This is a genomic window from Clostridium sp. (assembly GCF_051278035.1).
In the GTDB taxonomy this organism is placed as follows: domain Bacteria; phylum Bacillota; class Clostridia; order Clostridiales; family Clostridiaceae; genus Clostridium_AD.
The window spans coordinates 18,602-37,395 of sequence record NZ_JBNMNU010000016.1; the positions used below are offsets into that span (position 1 = coordinate 18,602).

An 18,794-nucleotide genomic window follows, 5' to 3' on the forward strand; every position below is an offset into this window, starting at 1 on the left:
TTTATTATATATCAAACGCATTTAAAAATATATATCTGAAAACTCAATATGAATCTTTTCAGTATTACTATCAGCATTAAAATTGTTATTAACATATTTTTCTTCACTCTCTGGTAACTGTTTTATAGGAATTTCAAAACTAAATTCACTTCCTACATTAACCTCGCTTTCTAAAAACATTTTCCCTCCATGCATTTCTACCAAAGCTTTAACTAAAGATAATCCTATACCACTACCTTCTTTATTTCTCGTAAGAGACTTGTCAACTTGAATAAATCTGTCGAAAATACATTTTTGTTTTTCTTTTGATATTCCAATACCTGTGTCCCTAACAGATATAACAATATTATCATTTCTTTCAAATATATTCACTAAAAGATCCCCACCTAGATCTGTGAATTTTATTGCATTTGAAATAAGATTTAACATTATTCTTTCTATTTTGTCTTTATCACAAGCTATTATTTTTTCTTCAATTTCTGTATCGAATATAAGTGATATACCTTTATTCTCAACATACTCAGCTACAGACAAAGTTATTTCCTCTATAACACTAACAATATTACAATTACTTAAATGAATTTGAAAATACCCTGCATCTATTTTTGTTGCATCTATTAAGTTATCGATAAGCCTTACTAATCTATAACAGTTCTGTTTCATAGTTTCTAAATGCCTTTTGCCTTTTTCATCATTTATATTAAATAGTTCCTTAAATTTCAGATCCATAAGTTGCACCGTTCCTAAAATAACATTGATGGGCGTTCTTAATTCATGAGATATATTCGCAAAAAAATCAGTTCTAAATTTATCATATTCTATAGCTTGATTTAACAATATTTCCTTTTCCTTGTTTTCTTCTATACATTGTTCAGCTTTAATGCGCACAGTACTATCTCTTACTGATAAGATTAATCCGATAACTTTGTTATTGTAATCCAATAGAGTGTTAAAGCTAGCATCTACCCAAATAATATATCCATTTTCATGTATGCATCTAAGTTGAATCTCTAAATTTATTTTGGTCCTAATTAATTTTCTAATTCTTCTTAATGCATTCTTTCTATCATCTATATAAATTAAATCAAAAATGTTCTTTCCAATTACATTATCTATTCCATATCCAATTACATCATTTTTAGTAGGAGCAACATATTTAATTGTTCCATCTACATCTGTCTTTGCAATCATTTCAGAGATATTTTCAGTTATCTCTGTTAATAGTGATTCATGCTCTCTTAGTTTTCTCTCCATTTTTTTCTTTGGTTAATATTACGAGCTACTACTAAAATTACTGGCTTACCCATATACTTAAATGTTGATGTTCCTACTTCAACTTCAATAATAGACCCGTCATTCGCAAAAACTTTTTCTTCTATAAACGGTGTAACCATTCCCCCTTCATATATTTTTTTCATTCTACTCTTAACAGTGTTATTACAACTGGGATGAACAAAATCCATAATATCTCTTCCAATCATGCCCTTAGGATTTTTCATATCGAACAGTTTCCCAGTTTCAGGATTAGCTAAGACTATTTTGCCATTACTATGCACACATATAGCATCAGGAGATAACTCAAATAATCTTTTATATCCTTCCTCACTTTCTCTCAATTCATTTTTGATTTTCTGAACCTTGACCTCTTCCGCATCTATTTTTTTCATAACTGAGGCGACCTGAATACAAATTAGCTTAAGCATTTTTAGTTTTATATTGCTGTAGCTAGCATTTTTCTCTATGAATACAATTCCTATTAATTTTTTGTCGTAAATTAATGGATGAAAAACTTCAAAGTTTTCGCTATCATTATTAATTATTTTCTCTTCACCACATTGATCTTTCCATTCTACTACCACTTCAAAGTTTTTATTCATAACTTCTATAATTAATATCTTTTTCACTTTAAAACAACGCTTTATTATATTAATTAGCTCATTATACAAACTATTCCTATTATTTTGAAATAACAAAATACTTGATAACTCTATAATTTTGTCAATATCTATTTCTTGTATCCCATTATTATAAATGCAATCACTCATCTTAATCTCCCCTTTCTATATGAAATTGTTCTCACAACACTCCAAAATATTATATTCTACAAAATATACCATATACCTCTTTTTTTGTATTATTTTATACATTTGAAGACCTAATCCATTTATTATAAAATTAGTCAAGCAAATAGGGAAGGCACTCAAGTATTACTTTCGAGTGCCTTCCCATTTAATTATGTTACTTTATCATTTATCGAATCTATCAACTTTAAAAAGTCTGAAATCTTCATTGTCCTTACCTAAATATAAATCACTTAGCATCATACCACCTAGTATTGAAAATAATATACCATTAGCTCCATACCCTAAGCAGTACCATAACTTATCATTATTTGGGTCAGGTCCTAAGAACCCCATGTTATCTTTGGTTGATGCAAAAGCGCCACAATACTTATATTCTATTTCTATGTCTTTCATATCCTTAAACATGTCTTTTAATCTCTGCTCTAATATATTATACTTTTTATTTGCAGCTTTTTCATTAAATATATCTGGCACAAAATTTATATCTTCTCCACCTATTATTATTCTATTATCTTCAGTAGTTCTCAAATAATTATATGGATCATTGTTATCTCTAATAAGCACTCTATTTTTCCATCCTGAAAAGCTTTTAATAGGTTTTGTGGCTATATTAAAGGTAGTAGTTTTGGTTCCAAACTTTCTCTTAGTAAATAATTCTGTATTATACCCTGTGGCAACTATCACTATTTTGCCCTTAACTTTATGACCGTAGGAAGTTTCTACTAGTACTCCACTATTTTCATAATTGACTTTTACTACTTCTGTATTTTCATAAACTCGGAGTCCCATATCACAAGAAACTTTCAATAATTGGTGAGTATATTTATATGGATCAAATTGTGCTCCACCATTATTAGAATAAACGCCTGCTTTTACATCAAAACTAAAGGGATTGTTTTCCTCATTTATAAAGTCTACATTGAAACCATTCTCACATCGAAGTCTATATTCTTCATATATTTCTTTAAACTCTAATTTTTTTGAAGTATATAGTAATGTGTCTTTTACTCTGTAGTCACAGTGATTCCCGTGCTCATTTATAAACCTATCTATTTCACTTAGCGCTTTAATACCCAAGTTATAGGATTTTATTACATTTTCCATTGTTGTAGCTTCCATTAAATTATTTAATTTCTCATCAAGTTCATACTGAAGTAAAGAAGTTGTAAGACCTGTGCTTAAATGACCTATTCGCCCCTTCTCTAAAATCACACTGTTGATATTGCTTTTAGAAAAGTAATATCCCAAAATACCTCCTGTAACTCCTCCTCCTACTATAATTACATCTGTATCTATTTCTTCTGTTAAATATTCATATTGTTTCGGTACACTATTTGTATTAATAAACAATGGTTTACCTTGAACATATTGTAAATTCATAAAACTCCACCTGCCTGATTTTTATTAATTCTTGATGTTATAGTGTTCTACAATTGTGAACCCAGTATACCTATAATAATTTTTAATGGTACAATATAACTTGTAGTAAAGATTTTTTTTAATTAGCAATTAATTTTGAATACATAATGTATTCATTTCCACATAATTAACAAAAGGAGATGTTTAACTTTGGAAAAACTATGTTACGAAAACCCATATCAAAAGGAATTTACTGCCGAAGTCATAGATGTAATTCAAAAGGAAATGGAGTATCATGTTACGCTTGATAAAACCTATTTTTATCCAGAAGGTGGTGGACAGCCTAGTGATACTGGCTATATAAATGGCGCAAAAGTAACCTATGTATATGAAGAAAACGAAAAAATATATCATGTTGTAGGAGTAAATCCTTTAAAAATTCATAAAGTTAAATGTAGTATAGACTTTGAGAAAAGGTATGACTTTATGAAGCAACACCTTGGTCAGCATATACTTTCTGCTTGTATTTCTAATTTATTCAATGCAGTTACCATTGGTTTCCACCTTGGCAATGATTCTGCAACAATTGATATTGATAAAGTTATTTCAAGTAGCCAACTTAAAGAATGCGAAGAAATGGCCAATAATATAATTTTAGACAATATTAACATAGAAGTACTTTATCCAACCAGTTCTGAGCTTAAAAAATTATCAGTAAAAAAAATCCCAGTTAAAGCTTTCGAGAAAATTAGAATAGTTAAAATATCTGATATAGATGTGAACCCCTGCTGTGGTCTACATCCGAGTTCTACTATTGAAGTGCAATTAATTAAGGTTACTAAATTTGAAAAATATAAGAATGGCTTAAGAATTGAGTTTATGTGTGGAGGAAGAGCTATTTCTGATTATGCATCAAAACATGAGGCTATAGAGAAAATGTCTAAACTTTTACGTTGTAATAATGCTACTGTTTTATCTGAAGTGCAAAGACTTTCAGGTGAACTTAATAAGGCACTTACTGAAAAAAGAGCATTAAAGGCTGAGGTTGCGGAGTATGAAGTTCAAAATATGTTAGCATCTGCCCCTAAAATAGGAGATATTAAGGTACTTAAGGGAATATATGATAATGTTGATTTAAAATACACTAATATGTTGGCAACAAAATTGGTTGCCACACCAAATGTTATAGTTTTATTTGGTGTAAAATCCGAGGACAAAGCAAACATATTATTCATGTGCTCAAAAGATTTAAATATTATAAGTATGAATGTCCTTCTTAAGGATGCAATAACCCTTATAGATGGTAAAGGTGGTGGAAGTGCCTTCTCCGCACAAGGCGGTGGAAAGAATAATAACAATTTAGACTCTGCGCTAAATTATGCTCATAACAAAATTAAAGAACACATAATTTCTAGTTCAAAAATTAAATAGTACAATCAATTTTAAGGGGCTATCTCAAAAATCCATTTGAGGCAGCCCCTTCACCTATTTATTTAGAATTTTTGGTACTTTAGATGCTCTAAGTCTGTGTGCATAATGCATATCGGACCCTAATAGCGGCCTAGCATAACTCAAAAATGCATCAGTTACATTATTGCATGCACCGTTAATAAAATTATCAGGCATTACCATTGTCTTACCTGCTACTAGGTCTAATTGCGTAAGTCTATAATCTACCGAATAATGACCTGTTCTATGAATAGTAATTGAACCATCAACATTATCCCAAAGTGCAAACTGCGCAGCTTTTTCTCCTACTTCTCTGGCTTCATTTTTATCTACATCTGAGACACACCCCATAAAACATCTTTGAGAATATCCGAATGTATCCGTTCTAACTCTTTTAATATTTAGATTATGTCTAATATAGTTACCTAAAAGGTCACCTAATGCTCCTGATCCAGATAATTGTATATTCCCGTGTTCGTCTTTTTCTACTCTTTCCATAAGACTTGAAATAATTGGTTGACCTTTTTCATCAATAATACCTTCAGAAACAGCTATTACACATCTTCCATATTTATCATAAATATTTTTTACATCAAGCAAAAATTGTTCTATTTTAAAAACTCTTTCAGGCAAATATATTAAATGTGGACCATCATCTTCGTACTTTTTAGCAAGGGCTGCTGCTCCTGCTAAAAACCCTGCATTACGTCCCATTACTACCCCTATATACACCCCTGGCAATGCTCTGTTATCAAGATTGATTCCAATAAATGCATTTGTTATATATTTAGCTGCAGATCCATATCCAGGAGTATGGTCATTAATCATAAGATCATTGTCTATAGTTTTAGGTATATGAATTGCTCTAAGCTCGTATTTTGCAATTTTAGCTTGAAGGTTTACTATTCTAACTGCATCTGATGAGTCATTTCCTCCAATATAAAAGAAATATCTTATTTCGTGAGCTTTAAGCACCTTAAATATTTCCTTACAATATTCTTCATCCGGCTTGTCCCGTGTTGATAAAAGTGCTGATGATGGGGTCATAGCCACCTGCTCTAGATTATGAGTTGTCTCACGGCTCAAATCATGGAAATTTTCATTAACTATCCCATTTACTCCATTAATAGCACCATAGACTTTTGTTACCTGTGCAAATTTCCTTGCTTCTAGCACGGCACCAACTAGAGATTGATTAATTACCGCAGTTGGTCCTCCACCTTGTGCAATTAAAACTTTTCCTTCAATTATCATATTTTACACCCCTAGCATTTTCATAATTTATTTATACAATGTTAATATCAAATATAAAAACTTTATAAAAAAAACCCAATGTGATTATTAATCATACTGAGTCTATAATACGTTAATGGTTCGAAGTATCTCATAAAAATGTAATAATTGTTAGATTTTGCTTTATATAAAGTATAATTTAATTTTCCATTAATTGCAAGCACTATTGCACTTATTCTAAATATTTCTATAGACTGCAACTTACTTAATCGAAAATTTATATATAGTGCTATGCTCATATATCTGATTTGCGGTAAGTATTGGTGATGAAAAATTCTCATGATTAATAGAATCAGGAAAATATTGTGTTTCAAGACAAAATCCACCTCGTTTTAGATATGTAGTACCACCTTTTCCTGTTTGCAAACCATCAATAAAATTTCCTGAATAAAACTGCACTCCAGGTTTAGTTGTATAAACTTCCATAACTCGTCCACTTCTCTCATCATAAACTACAGCTGCCTTCGAGAGTTTTTTACCACTATTATTAATTACCCAATTATGATCGTAACCTTTACCAAACACGATTTGTTCATAGTTACTTGAAATATTTTCTCCAATATAAGTTAACTCTCTAAAATCCATTGGAGTATTAGTTACATCAGCTATTTCGCCAGTAGGAATAGAATACATATCATTGATTGTAAATTTATCAGCATTAATCATAATCTTATGTTTTAAAACGTCTTCAAACCCTTGGCCTGAAAGATTAAAATAAGAATGATTAGTCATATTTACTATAGTATCCTTATCCGAAATAGCATGATATTCTATTTTTAGTTCATTGTCTTCTGTAACTGTATACCTAACGCTTACATTAAGATTTCCAGGATACCCTTCTTCCCCATCTTTGCTAAGATATGAAAACTCGATGCTAGATTCCTCTGATTGTAATTTTTCTTCCCAAACTACCTTATCAAAACCTACTACTCCACCATGCAAATGATTTTCGCCTTCATTTTTAGCTACTTTGTATTGAGTCCCATTGAGCTTAAAACTTGAATTTTCAATTCTATTAGCGAATCTCCCTATTGTTGCTCCATAAAAGAATTTATATTTTAAATAATCTTCTAATTTATCGTATCCTAAAACTACATCATCAAACTGCCCCTTATTTCCTTCTACCTTTAAAGATACTAATGTCGCTCCATAATTAGTAACTTCTAAAGTCATACCCTTTGAGTTTTTAATAGTAAAAAGGTATACTGATTTTCCATTAACAATTCCAAAATCTTTTTTTATACTCATAGTTCACACCCCCCCCCCCATATTTATTTTATCTTATTTAAATTAATGAAACTAGGCTTTAAAGCTACATATAGTTCCTTATAAATATTATGATATTTACTATACAATGTAACATTTTCAGCAATCGGATTTTGAGAAGTAACCTTATGAATAATAGTATCACAAGCCTCCATTACAGATGAATAAACTCCGACTCCAACTAGTGCTAAAATTGCTACCCCTAAGGCAGGACCTTCACTAGAATTGATAGTAACCACCTCAGCGTTAAACATATCTGCTTGAATCTGTCTCCAGACTTCACTTTTACCACCACCGCCTGAAGCCCTCACTTCATCAACCGTTATACCCATTTCATTAATTATATCCATGCAGTCCACAAGGCTATACCCTACCCCTTCCATGACGGATCTTAGCATGTCATTTTTGTTATGTCTTGCAGTAAGACCAAAAAATACTCCTCTTGCATTAGGATCTAAATGTGGAGTTCGCTCACCCATAAGATAAGGTAAATACATTAGTCCATCCGAGCCGGGTTTTGCAGATTTAGCTTCTTTATTTAACTCTACGTATACATCTATACCTGTAGTAGCAGAGTTCTGATTTTCCGAAACACACAAATTATCTTTAAACCATTTTAAAGAAAGTCCTGCTGCTTGAGTAACTCCCATGATGTGCCAAGCACCTGGCACCGCATGACAGAATGTATGTACTCTACCTTTTTTATCTATAGTAACTTTATCAGTATGCGCAAAAACCACACCTGATGTTCCTATTGTAGACGAAACGGCTCCTGTTCTAACAATTCCATTTCCTATGGCTCCTGCAGCCTGATCTCCTGCTCCTCCAACTACCTTAGTTCCCTCTTTAAGTCCTGTAAGCATTGCGGCCGTTTTATTTACCGTTCCACTAACTTCTTGTGATTCATAAACTTTTCCAAGTAATGATTTATCAATTTGAAGCTTTTCTAAGACCTCATCACTCCAAATTCTTTTAGGAACGTCCAAAAGCTGCATCCCACTGGCATCCGATACTTCTGTGCAAAATTCCCCAGTAAGCATAAATCTTATATAATCCTTTGGAAGAAGTATTTTATAAGTTTTTTCATAAAGTTCTGGTTCATGTTTCTTAACCCACATTATTTTAGATGCGGTAAAACCAGTCAATGCAGGATTCGCTGTTATTTCAATTAATCTTTCAGCGCCAACTAGTTTTGTTATTTCTTCGCATTCCACAGCCGTCCTTTGATCGCACCATATTATTGAAGGCCTTAAAACCTTACCTTCACTATCAAGCATAACCAAACCATGCATTTGGCCAGATAACCCTATTCCTTTAATATCTTCAATGTTTACGTTGCATTTTCCTATTACTGAACTTATTGTAGCAACTACTGCATCCCACCAATCTTCTGGCTTTTGCTCAGCCCATCCGATTTCCGGTTGATATAATGGGTATTCCTGAACTGCACTTGAAATATCATTACCCTTTTCATCGAACAATATAGTCTTTGTACCCGAAGTTCCTATATCTATTCCTAAAACATATGTCATAAAATTTCCTCCTATATAATATTTTTATTTATTGAAAATAACTTTTGCATTGGTAGTAGCGCTGCACCTAAAATAGAAGAATCTTTTTTAAGATTAGCTGTAAATATTTTAAGATCTGTATTGTTATAAAAACTATTTTCTACAAAAACTTTTTCTTTTAACTCCTTAAGATAATATTCTGAAAATTCGCCTATTTCTCCACCTAGAACCACGTAATGTGGATCTAGAAATAACACAATATTTTGAATTCCTATAGCTAGAAAGTTTATATATTTTCCAAGTTCAAGCATTGCAACGCTTTCCTTTTCATGTACTTTAGAGAAAAATTCTGTTAGTGTATCCACAGGTTCCAAGCTTTTATTGTTATAATTTTCTATTAAAGCTTTTTTAGATGCATATTGCTCCAAGCATCCTTTCCTCCCGCAATTACAAGGTTTCCCATTAGGTACAATTGTCATATGTCCAAGTTCACCAGCTCTTTTGTTTTTTCCTTTGTAAAGGTGATCTTGAATTACTACACCCGCTCCTATACCTTCATTGATAGATAGATAAACTAAATTTTTCATTTTTTTAGCAATACCAAGGTTTAACTCACCCAAAGCAGCAGCATTAGCCTCATTCTCTATAAATATAGGAAACTCAAGTATATGGGAGAATATGCTAAAATCCACATTCTTCATGCCTATATTTGGTGCAAGTTCAAGATTTAAGCTATCTTCATTAACTGTACCAGGAAGAGAAAACCCAATTCCAAGGATATCTTTAGTACTAATTGACATTTGAATTATAACCTTAGTTATAATTACGTGGATTTTCTCAATAATACCTTCTAAATCTCTATAATGCTCGACTGCAAAATCAGTCTCAAATTTTATTTTAGCATCAATATTAACCAAGATAACCCTTACATTCTTCAGCATAAATTCTACACCAAAAGAATACTTAGAATCAGGTAAAAATCTGACAATTATAGGTTTTCTTCCACCAGTTGATCCCTCAACTCCACCCTCTTCAACTAAGCCTTCTTCTATCAATTCATTAACATTTGAAATTACAGTGGGAATACTAACACCAACTGCCTTTGAAATGTTTTGTTTTGTATACTCTCTTTTTTCCACCAGAAGATTAAGTATCTTCTTTCTATTTGAATCTTTTATTACTTCTTGATCTATAATTCGTTTATTATTTAACATATTATTCACCACATATCCTAATATTTTAAGCAGTAATAATGTACCCCTGCTCAATACGTCTTACTTTATTATACCTCATGAATATGCTGATATGCGTAATTAATATTCTAGTTGTAATATTTCTCCTTTTACCTCGAAAGTACATTTTTCCACATCTGTTTCCATAAGCTCAATACTTCGATGATCTGGCTGACTTCCTCCCACAAAAGCCTGAAATATTCCTGGTTCAAGAATGCAATTTCCGTCGTTATCAATAAGTGCCATTTGCCTCGATGTTAATTCAAAATCAACTTGCTTCTCTTGTCCAACCTTTAAATTAATCTTTTTGATTCCTTTTAATTCATATTTTGGTGTAATTACGCTTGAATCCACATCTTTCAAATATAACTGCACAGTTTCGTAAGATTCACGCTCACCAATGTTTTTTACCGTTATTTTAAATTTAACAGATTCACCAGATTTAACTTCATCCTTACTTATTACAAGATTAGAGTATTCAAATTTTGTATAGCTAAGTCCATATCCAAAAGGATAAAGCGCCTCATTCTCCATATATCTATAGGTTCTATTTTTCATAGAATAATCAATAAAATCTGGAAGTTCCTCTGTTGTTTTATAAAAAGTCACTGGTAATTTCCCTGAAGGACTATAATCACCGAAAATTAATGAAGATATTGCCTTGCCCCCCTGCGCACCTGAATACCAAGCTTGTATAATTGCAGGTATATGTTCATCCGCAAAATTAACTGCAAGAGCACTTCCAGATGCAAGTACTAAAATAACAGGCTTTCCCGTCTTATATACTTCTTCTAAAAGTTTTTGTTGAAGCCCAGGAAGATTTAAATTATTTTTATCACCCGCTGCATATATATTGCCCTCATCACCTTCTTCTCCTTCAATAGTTGCATCAAAGCCAAGGCACATGACTATAAGATCTGATCTTTCTGCTACTGAAATTGCTTCTGATATTCTGTCATTTTTCATAGCAAGGTCTTCCACTTTATCTTTGTGCAGATGACAACCCTGCGCATAGTAAACTCTGGTATTTGATTTTACAGCTTGCTGAATACCCTCTAGAACTGTCACATATTTTGATGCTGTACCAAAATAATTTCCAATTAGCGCATCTCTACTATTTGCGTTTGGCCCAATTACCGCTATAGAGTTAATATTATCTTTGTTAAGTGGTAGTATATTGTTTTCATTCTTTAAAAGAACCATTGTTTTCTCTGATACCTTCAAAGCAAAATCTCTATGCTGCTTCGAGTCATTTTCTTCATAAGGAATACTTGTGTAAGGCACCACTCGCGGATTATCAAACATACCAAGTTTCATTCTAGTAGTTATAAGCCTTTCAACTGATTTATCAATGGTCTCTTCTAAAACAAGACCTTCTTTACAAGCAATTAAAACATTGAGATACATGTTACCACAGTTCAAATCACAGCCATTATTAACAGCAAGCGCAACTGATTCTACAGCATTACTAGTAATCCTATGATTTTCATGGAAATCTTTTATTGCCCAGCAGTCTGAAACTACATGTCCTTTAAAATCCCATTCTTCGCGAAGAATAACACTTAAAAGCGCCTTACTTCCACAACAAGGTTCGTCGTTTGTTCTGTTATAAGCGCCCATCACAGCTTCCACTTTAGCTTCCACAACAGCATCCTTAAAAGCTGGTAGATAGGTTTCCCGAAGGTCTTTTTTAGACACTACTGCATTAAAACTATGACGCTCCGCTTCAGGACCGCTATGTACTGCAAAATGTTTGGCACAAGCAGCTGATTTCATATATTTTTCATTTCCTTGTAACCCTTTGATAAATGCTACACCGAGTCTTCCTGTTAGATAAGGATCCTCACCATATGTTTCATGACCACGTCCCCATCTTGGATCTCTAAAAATATTAATGTTAGGAGACCAGAAAGTTAATCCCTTATAAATATCATGGTCACCTTTTCTTTGATATTCATGATATTTAGCTCTCCCTTCAGTTGAAATAACCCCAGCAACTTCATAAATTAATTTCTCATCAAAGGTAGCTGCCATTCCTATAGCCTGTGGAAACATTGTAGCAACACCAGCTCTAGCAACTCCATGCAGTGCTTCATTCCACCAGTTATAAGATGATATGCCAAGCCTTGGCACAGCAGCGGAATTATAAGTCATTTGACTAACTTTTTCAAATAGCGTCATATTGGATACCATATCTTTAGCACGCTCTTCAAAACTTAAATTCTCATTTTTATACAAAGGTAAATCTATCATATAAATTTATCATTCCTTCCTCTATATATATTTTGTAAATGTTTAACTATATAATTTCATTATATCACTTTTTAAAGACTTTATAAACCTTGTTTAAGAAGTTTTTTAATAATATAATTAGCCTTTAACAGCACCAGTCATTAAACTCTTCTGCACTTGGTTGCTAAGTGGTATATATATTAGAATAGTTGGTAATGTTGCGATAACAAGTCCTGCTAGAATTGGACCCCACTCCGTAGCATGCTGTCCTGCCATTGACATTATACCAACCGGCAATGTTTTAAGGTCTGGATTATTCAAAAATGTGTTTGCAAACATAAGTTCATTCCAACTTGCTAAATATGTGAATATGGCAACAGTTGCTAGTGAAGGTTTTAATAATGGTAAAACAATCTTATAGAAAATTTGATATATATTGCAGCCATCAATACAGGCTGCTTCTTCTAGCTCCTTTGGTATTCCCTCAAGGAAACTTGTCATTATAAAAATCCCCATAGGAAGAGCAAATGCCACATATGGGATTATTAGAGCCCAATAAGTATTTAGTATATTTAATTTTCTTAATATTAAAAATAGTGGTAGTAAAGTTGAATGTATTGGCACCATCATCCCGAGCAGGAAAATAATTAATGTTAATTTACTATACTTCCATTTCATTCGGGCTATTGCATATGAAGATGTAGCTATAAGGATGCTTGAAATAACAATAGTTGCTCCTGTAACAACTACACTATTTATAAAATATACTCCTACTTTTCCACTGGTAAGGGCACTAGTATAGTTGGATATTTTCCATACCTTAGGTAATCCAAGAACATTTCCTCCAAAAATCTCAGTATTATCCTTGAATGAAACTAACACTAGCCAAATTAAAGGATATAACTGGATCACTGCAACTATAATTAATGTAGCTGTTAATATTGTACTTTTAATTTTCTGCTTTTTTACCTGTTCCATAAAAATTCCTCCTAATCTTATTAATATCAAGCTTGACTGTCTTTTTTAGTTTGGAACATTTTACGCAATATTAATGTAAATACTAAACATTCTACAATAATAAATGTAGACATAGCGCTTCCATATCCATACATGTATTTATCAAAAATTGTACTATACATTAATGTACTTGGAACCTCACTTGCATGTAGTGGTCCACCATTTGTTATAATATAAATCAAATCAAAAGCCTTAAAAGAACCTGTAACTGCAAATACCGTGCATACCTGTAATATTGGTTTGATAAGAGGAATAGTTATTGCAGTAGCCATTTTAAACTCAGAAGCTCCATCTATTTTTGCTGCCTCATATATATCTGGAGAAACTGATTTAATTCCAGCATATATTAGAAGCATATGATAACCAATATATTGCCAAATAATTGGTACAAAAACCGCAAATAGTGCTGTTTTTGGATCCGCAAGCCAAGCGTGTGCATATTTTTCTAATCCTATATTTTCCAGAAGAATATTTAACATTCCATAGTCAGGGTGATATATTTTCATCCAAAGTTGACCAATAACCACAGTTGATATTATTACTGGTATAAAGTATAAAGTTCTAAAGATGCTCTCACCCTTAATACCCCTAGCCAAAATAAAAGCTAATGTAAGTGCTAATGATAACTGAATAGTTACTGATAGCACAGCTAGTATAAATGAATTAATAACTGACATTGTAAATCCATCTGTATTGTTTACGAATAAATCTATATAATTCTTAAATCCAACAAACGAAGCTTCTCCTATTCCATCCCAACTTAAAAGACTATAGTAAGTTGAAGATATAATAGGAAGTATAATAGCAATAGAAAATATTAATAATGCCGGAAAAATAAATATTAATATTGCTTTTTTATCTTTTAATACCTTATCCATGTCTTGATGCCCCCTTCATTTTTCAAGGTTTTCATATGCAAATTCTCCTGCCAATTACTTTTCATTATGTAATTAACAGGAGATTCACTTCCAAATTCTTATTTATTTTTTATTGAGTGCTTCCATCTGTTTTGCAAAATCTTCGGGGGTTATTTGGCCACCAAAAATCTGTGCAACTAAATCCTTATGAGTCTCAGCGTCTGCGCCGCCTAGGTAACTATCCCACCAAACAACATTTCCTGTGGACTTCTTAGCTATATCAACTATTTGTTTAGTGATTGGAGAAAGTTTTGATTCATCAACATCCACTTTCCAAGTTGGTATTCCAGCACCTGTCTCATATAATTTCTTAGATATGTTTTCTGCTATATATTTAAGAGCTCTAGTGGACTCATCTTTGTATTCTGTATCTGCATTAACCATAAATCCCATGATAGCTCCACCTAAAAACTCATCTTTATCACCAGACCCATCATTAATTGTTGGAAAATTCATAGCTATGATTTTACCTTTAACCGCTGATGTATCCTCTTCGATACTACCACCTAGCCAACTTCCGTTATAATACATTGGAATCTTTCCTTGAAGAAATGGCACTTCAGATTCGTCTCTAGTTAAACCAAGTGCTGCCGGGTTAAATGCACCTGCATCTACAAGTTGTTTTAATTTTGCTGCTGCATTTACAAAAGCAGGATCTTCAAATGATGCTTTCTTAGCTAGAGCATCATTACTTAATTTTGCACCACCCTCGCGGAGTGCTAATGCATCATAATAGAACATTCCTGGCCATTTGTCTTTAGCACCAACAGCCATAGGTGTAATTCCTTTAGCATTGAATTCTTTTACTGCAACTAGTAAATCATCATAGTTTTCAGGTATCTTTATATTATTTTCATCAAATAATTCTTTATTTACATAGAATATGCCCATATCACTGGTATATGGCAATCCATAAGTTTTTTCATCATAGGTTAAATACGTAAGTGTTCCGTCTAATAGTCTTTCTTTAGTTCCATCTTTTAAGTAATCATCTAAAGGTAATACTTTAGATGCATCGACAAACGGTTTAGAAAATCCCGCTCCCCAAGTTACAAATATGTCTGGTGCTTCGTTAGCAGATATTGCTGTCTTTATTTTTGTCTTGTATGCCTCATTTTCAGTGGCTTCTGCTGCAATTTGCACATTAGGATTTGCGTCATTCCACTCCTTAATTACAGCTTCTACATTTTGTCTGTTTGAGTCAGTATCAGATGTCCATATATGCCAAAATTTTAATGTTATTTTCTCTTGTTCTCCTCCGGTTTTCTCACTATCAGAGGCCTTGTTACCGCAAGCCACAAGACTTGAAGTTAATGCAATTGTTAATAACAATGATGAAATTTTCTTGAATCTTTTATTCATATAATTCCCCTCCATTATAATATTTTGTTTACGTTTACAACTTAATTATAAACCCCAAAACTATCTAAATGAATTTAGAATTTTTACTTTTTCATTAGATATTTTTACTCTTTTAATTATCTCTTCTATATTCACTAATTGAATACCCAGTATTTTTTTTAAAACAGGTACTAAAATAACTAGAATCAGATATGCCCACTTTTTCACCTATCTCATATGCTTTTAAATCCATATTATTAAGAAGCATAATAGCTCTTTCAATCCTTATTCTCACTAAATATTCCATAAAGTTAATTCCCATTTCTTTTTTAAATATTCTGCTTAAATAACTTGCATTAATAAAAAATACATGTGCTACCTTTGATAAAGTAAGTTCACAATCTCCATAGTTTAGCTTTACATATTCAGTTATTTCATCAATAAATTTATTTGACTTTTTCCCCGGTAAATTATAAATATCATGTTCTCTTGTAATTGCAGATAAAGCTTCTCGTTCTTCTTCTATTGACTTTTTCATCTTCAAAGCAGTTTCTAATACCATCTCATCATTAATGGGTTTTAACAAATAATCTTTAATTCCAGCTCTAATACATCTCTGAGCATACTTAAAATCATCATATCCTGAGATAACAACTACCTTTATATTAGGATAACTTTTCATTACCGAATCGGCAAACTCAATACCATCCATATTGTTCATGCAAATATCTGTAAAAATTAATTCCGGCTGGTATTTACAAACTAGCTCTATTGCATCCTCACCCGACGCAGCTTCCCCTATAATTTCCATGCCTATGGAGTTCCAATCTATACATATTTTTAATAGATTTCTTACTAAGTGTTCATCATCAACAATTAAGACTTTTATAGTATTACTACTCATTATTTTCCTCCTGTTCGATAGGAATATGAATTGTAATTTTAGTTCCCTCGTCAGTTTTGCTTTCCACTTCGAACTTACTTTTTCCACTATAAAAAATATTTAATCTTTCCATGGTACCACGAAGTCCTATTCCTTTTGTACTCTGCTGCTTTATATTTTGAAGTTTATCCTTGCTTATTCCAACACCATCATCTTGTACCACAATTTCAACATAATCATTTTTCAAAGATGTACTTATAAATATTTTCCCCTTCCTATTTGTGGTTTTTATTCCATGATATATTGAATTTTCAACTAAAGGCTGTATAACTAATTTCAATATTTTATATTCATTGGCCCTTTCATCTATATCCATACTAATTGTGAATATATTATCATACCTTATTTGTTGTATTGTAATATAACTTTTAACTGTCTGAAGCTCCTCATCAACGGTTACCACTTCTTTTCCATTACTAAGACTTGTTCTGTAAAAATTACCTAATGCCTTAATGATTTTATATACTTCATTATTTCGTCCTTCTAATGCTAAACAACTTATTGCATCAAAAGAATTATATAAGAAGTGTGGCTTAATTTGGGATTGGAGTACATTAAGTTCCGCCTTTCTCTTTATCTTCTGTTCCTTCTTAATTTGTTCTATTAAATTTTCTATTTTATAAATCATAGTATTATATACATTTTTTAATTTTCCAATTTCATCATTTCCCGTTTCTATATTTACTTTTCTGAATTCCCCATTTTCAACTGCTCTCATAGATTTTATTAATTTATTTATTGGCCTTGTTATGCTAGAAGACACTAATATTAAACCAAAAAAACTCATAATACTACTTAAAATAAGCATTCCAAAAATTACAAGCATATATATATTTGACTGCTTTGAAATTTCACTAAAGGGAACTATACTTATTATTGTAAAATTCATATCATTTTTTAAATAAGAGATAATATAATTATTATCCTCTACCTTTTCAATATGATAGTAATGATTTTCCTTCATTTCGTACTCATCACTATCTTTAATATGATATTTCGACAAATCCATTGAATTAATAATATCATTATTATTTTGATCCCTTAAAAGGATGCCAATGTCACCTTTTTCCGTAATATTCTTAAAAGACTTAGAAATTGCTTCTTCAGGAATATTTATTACCATTGTTCCAATAGGCATCTGACTTTCTAAATCATTAATAACTCTTATAATTGAAATAACTTTCTGGTCCGGTTGATTAAATAACCTTCCACCGTCACTTTTCAATAAATATCCACCCTTTGCTTTTTGAAGATCATCATACCAGTAGGAATTTTCTATATCCTTAAGATTAAATGATTTATACGCTTTCTTGTCCACAAAGTATCTATTTCCATAATTATCAAATATATACACAGAGGAGATAAACATATTTGATTGTATGAGTTCTGTCAGATTTCTATTAACAGTAGTTTGACTATCATAATTAAAGTACTTATTGCCATTTTTCAAAATATTCTGAACACTTTGATCAGATAAAAGAATTTTAGATTCATTATTAACTGTATATATTAATAAATTCAAATTAGAATCTATTGTTTTCAGTGTTTGAACTGCCATTTCACCTACCTTTTGTGTCATTATTCTCTTATTTATTTCTTGATAAATAAATGTACTAAAAGATATTGATATTACAGATATTATAAAGTAGCATACTATTATCTTTGTACCTAACTTAAAATTCTTAAATATCTCCATTACTTTATTTCTCATATAATAATCTCCTACTCACAACTAGTGTATAAACTTTAATTACGTTGTTTTTGATTTTGAGTATACATCAAATGCTACAGCAAGTAATAGTACCATGCCCTTTATAGTCTGTTGCCAATCAATTCCTACTCCAATTAGTGACATTCCGTTATTCATAACTCCCATGAATAGGCCCCCAATTATTGCTCCCATGACTGTTCCAATACCACCTGCTGTTGAAGCTCCTCCTATAAAGCATGCCGCAATAGCATCAAGTTCAAACCCAACCCCGGCATTCGGCGTTGCAGAATTTAATCTTGCCGCAAATACAAGTCCAGCAAGGGCAGATAAAATCCCCATATTAACAAAAACCAAGAATACAACCCATTTTGTTTTTACTCCAGAAAGCCTTGCAGCTTTTTCATTTCCTCCAAGTGCATAAATATGTCTCCCAAATGTA

General features: G+C 31.8%; 15 protein-coding genes. 1 reads left to right on the forward strand and 14 read right to left on the reverse strand.

Features of this window, described 5'->3' with window-relative positions:
• Positions 1-21: 21 nt before the first annotated feature.
• The 3 genes from ACJAX4_RS04125 to ACJAX4_RS04135 form a co-directional block, all read right to left on the reverse strand.
• A complete protein-coding gene (locus ACJAX4_RS04125) occupies positions 22-1,254 on the reverse strand; it encodes a PAS domain-containing sensor histidine kinase (protein ID WP_435788189.1) in 1,233 nt (410 codons plus the stop codon).
• Positions 1,239-2,045, reverse strand: a complete 807-nt coding sequence (locus ACJAX4_RS04130; protein ID WP_435788190.1) for a PAS domain S-box protein — start codon at positions 2,043-2,045, stop codon at positions 1,239-1,241. Before ACJAX4_RS04130 ends, ACJAX4_RS04125 begins: the two co-directional genes overlap by 16 nt.
• A gap of 201 nt (positions 2,046-2,246) precedes the next feature.
• On the reverse strand, positions 2,247-3,464 hold the full coding sequence (locus ACJAX4_RS04135; RefSeq protein ID WP_435788191.1) for an NAD(P)/FAD-dependent oxidoreductase: 1,218 nt from the start codon (positions 3,462-3,464) through the stop codon (positions 2,247-2,249).
• Positions 3,465-3,653: 189 nt separating this feature from the next.
• On the opposite strand from ACJAX4_RS04135, the gene ACJAX4_RS04140 reads away from it, so the two are divergent.
• The gene (locus ACJAX4_RS04140) at positions 3,654-4,874 is read left to right on the forward strand and encodes an alanyl-tRNA editing protein (protein ID WP_435788192.1); all 1,221 of its coding nucleotides are present in this window, start codon (positions 3,654-3,656) and stop codon (positions 4,872-4,874) included.
• 54 nt (positions 4,875-4,928) lie between these two features.
• Here the strand turns inward: ACJAX4_RS04140 and ACJAX4_RS04145 are convergent, their stop codons facing one another.
• The 11 genes from ACJAX4_RS04145 to ACJAX4_RS04195 form a co-directional block, all read right to left on the reverse strand.
• Positions 4,929-6,146 (reverse strand): 6-phosphofructokinase, encoded by a 1,218-nt coding sequence (locus ACJAX4_RS04145; RefSeq protein ID WP_435788193.1) that lies wholly within the window; start codon positions 6,144-6,146, stop codon positions 4,929-4,931.
• A gap of 240 nt (positions 6,147-6,386) precedes the next feature.
• A complete protein-coding gene (locus ACJAX4_RS04150; protein ID WP_435788194.1) occupies positions 6,387-7,433 on the reverse strand; it encodes an aldose epimerase family protein in 1,047 nt (348 codons plus the stop codon).
• A 23-nt stretch (positions 7,434-7,456) separates the two neighbouring features.
• The gene (xylB, locus tag ACJAX4_RS04155) at positions 7,457-8,983 is read right to left on the reverse strand and encodes a xylulokinase (RefSeq protein WP_435788195.1); all 1,527 of its coding nucleotides are present in this window, start codon (positions 8,981-8,983) and stop codon (positions 7,457-7,459) included.
• A gap of 11 nt (positions 8,984-8,994) precedes the next feature.
• Complete coding sequence (locus ACJAX4_RS04160; RefSeq protein ID WP_435788196.1) at positions 8,995-10,176, reverse strand: ROK family transcriptional regulator; 1,182 nt, start codon at positions 10,174-10,176, stop codon at positions 8,995-8,997.
• A gap of 99 nt (positions 10,177-10,275) precedes the next feature.
• Positions 10,276-12,447 carry a glycoside hydrolase family 3 C-terminal domain-containing protein gene (locus tag ACJAX4_RS04165; RefSeq protein WP_435788197.1) on the reverse strand — a complete coding sequence of 724 codons (2,172 nt, stop codon included), beginning with the start codon at positions 12,445-12,447 and terminating at the stop codon, positions 10,276-10,278.
• A gap of 117 nt (positions 12,448-12,564) precedes the next feature.
• Positions 12,565-13,404, reverse strand: coding sequence for a carbohydrate ABC transporter permease (locus tag ACJAX4_RS04170; protein WP_435788198.1), 840 nt, complete (start codon positions 13,402-13,404; stop codon positions 12,565-12,567).
• 26 nt (positions 13,405-13,430) lie between these two features.
• Complete coding sequence (locus ACJAX4_RS04175; protein WP_435788199.1) at positions 13,431-14,321, reverse strand: carbohydrate ABC transporter permease; 891 nt, start codon at positions 14,319-14,321, stop codon at positions 13,431-13,433.
• A gap of 102 nt (positions 14,322-14,423) precedes the next feature.
• Positions 14,424-15,722, reverse strand: a complete 1,299-nt coding sequence (locus tag ACJAX4_RS04180; RefSeq protein WP_435788200.1) for an extracellular solute-binding protein — start codon at positions 15,720-15,722, stop codon at positions 14,424-14,426.
• A gap of 112 nt (positions 15,723-15,834) precedes the next feature.
• Positions 15,835-16,605 carry a response regulator transcription factor gene (locus ACJAX4_RS04185; protein WP_435788201.1) on the reverse strand — a complete coding sequence of 257 codons (771 nt, stop codon included), beginning with the start codon at positions 16,603-16,605 and terminating at the stop codon, positions 15,835-15,837.
• A complete protein-coding gene (locus ACJAX4_RS04190; RefSeq protein WP_435788202.1) occupies positions 16,598-18,355 on the reverse strand; it encodes a sensor histidine kinase in 1,758 nt (585 codons plus the stop codon). The genes ACJAX4_RS04185 and ACJAX4_RS04190 overlap by 8 nt, the downstream gene beginning before the upstream one ends.
• A gap of 39 nt (positions 18,356-18,394) precedes the next feature.
• Positions 18,395-18,794, reverse strand: a 400-nt coding sequence (locus ACJAX4_RS04195) for an ABC transporter permease subunit (protein ID WP_435788203.1), incomplete at its 5' end; no start/stop codon positions are given.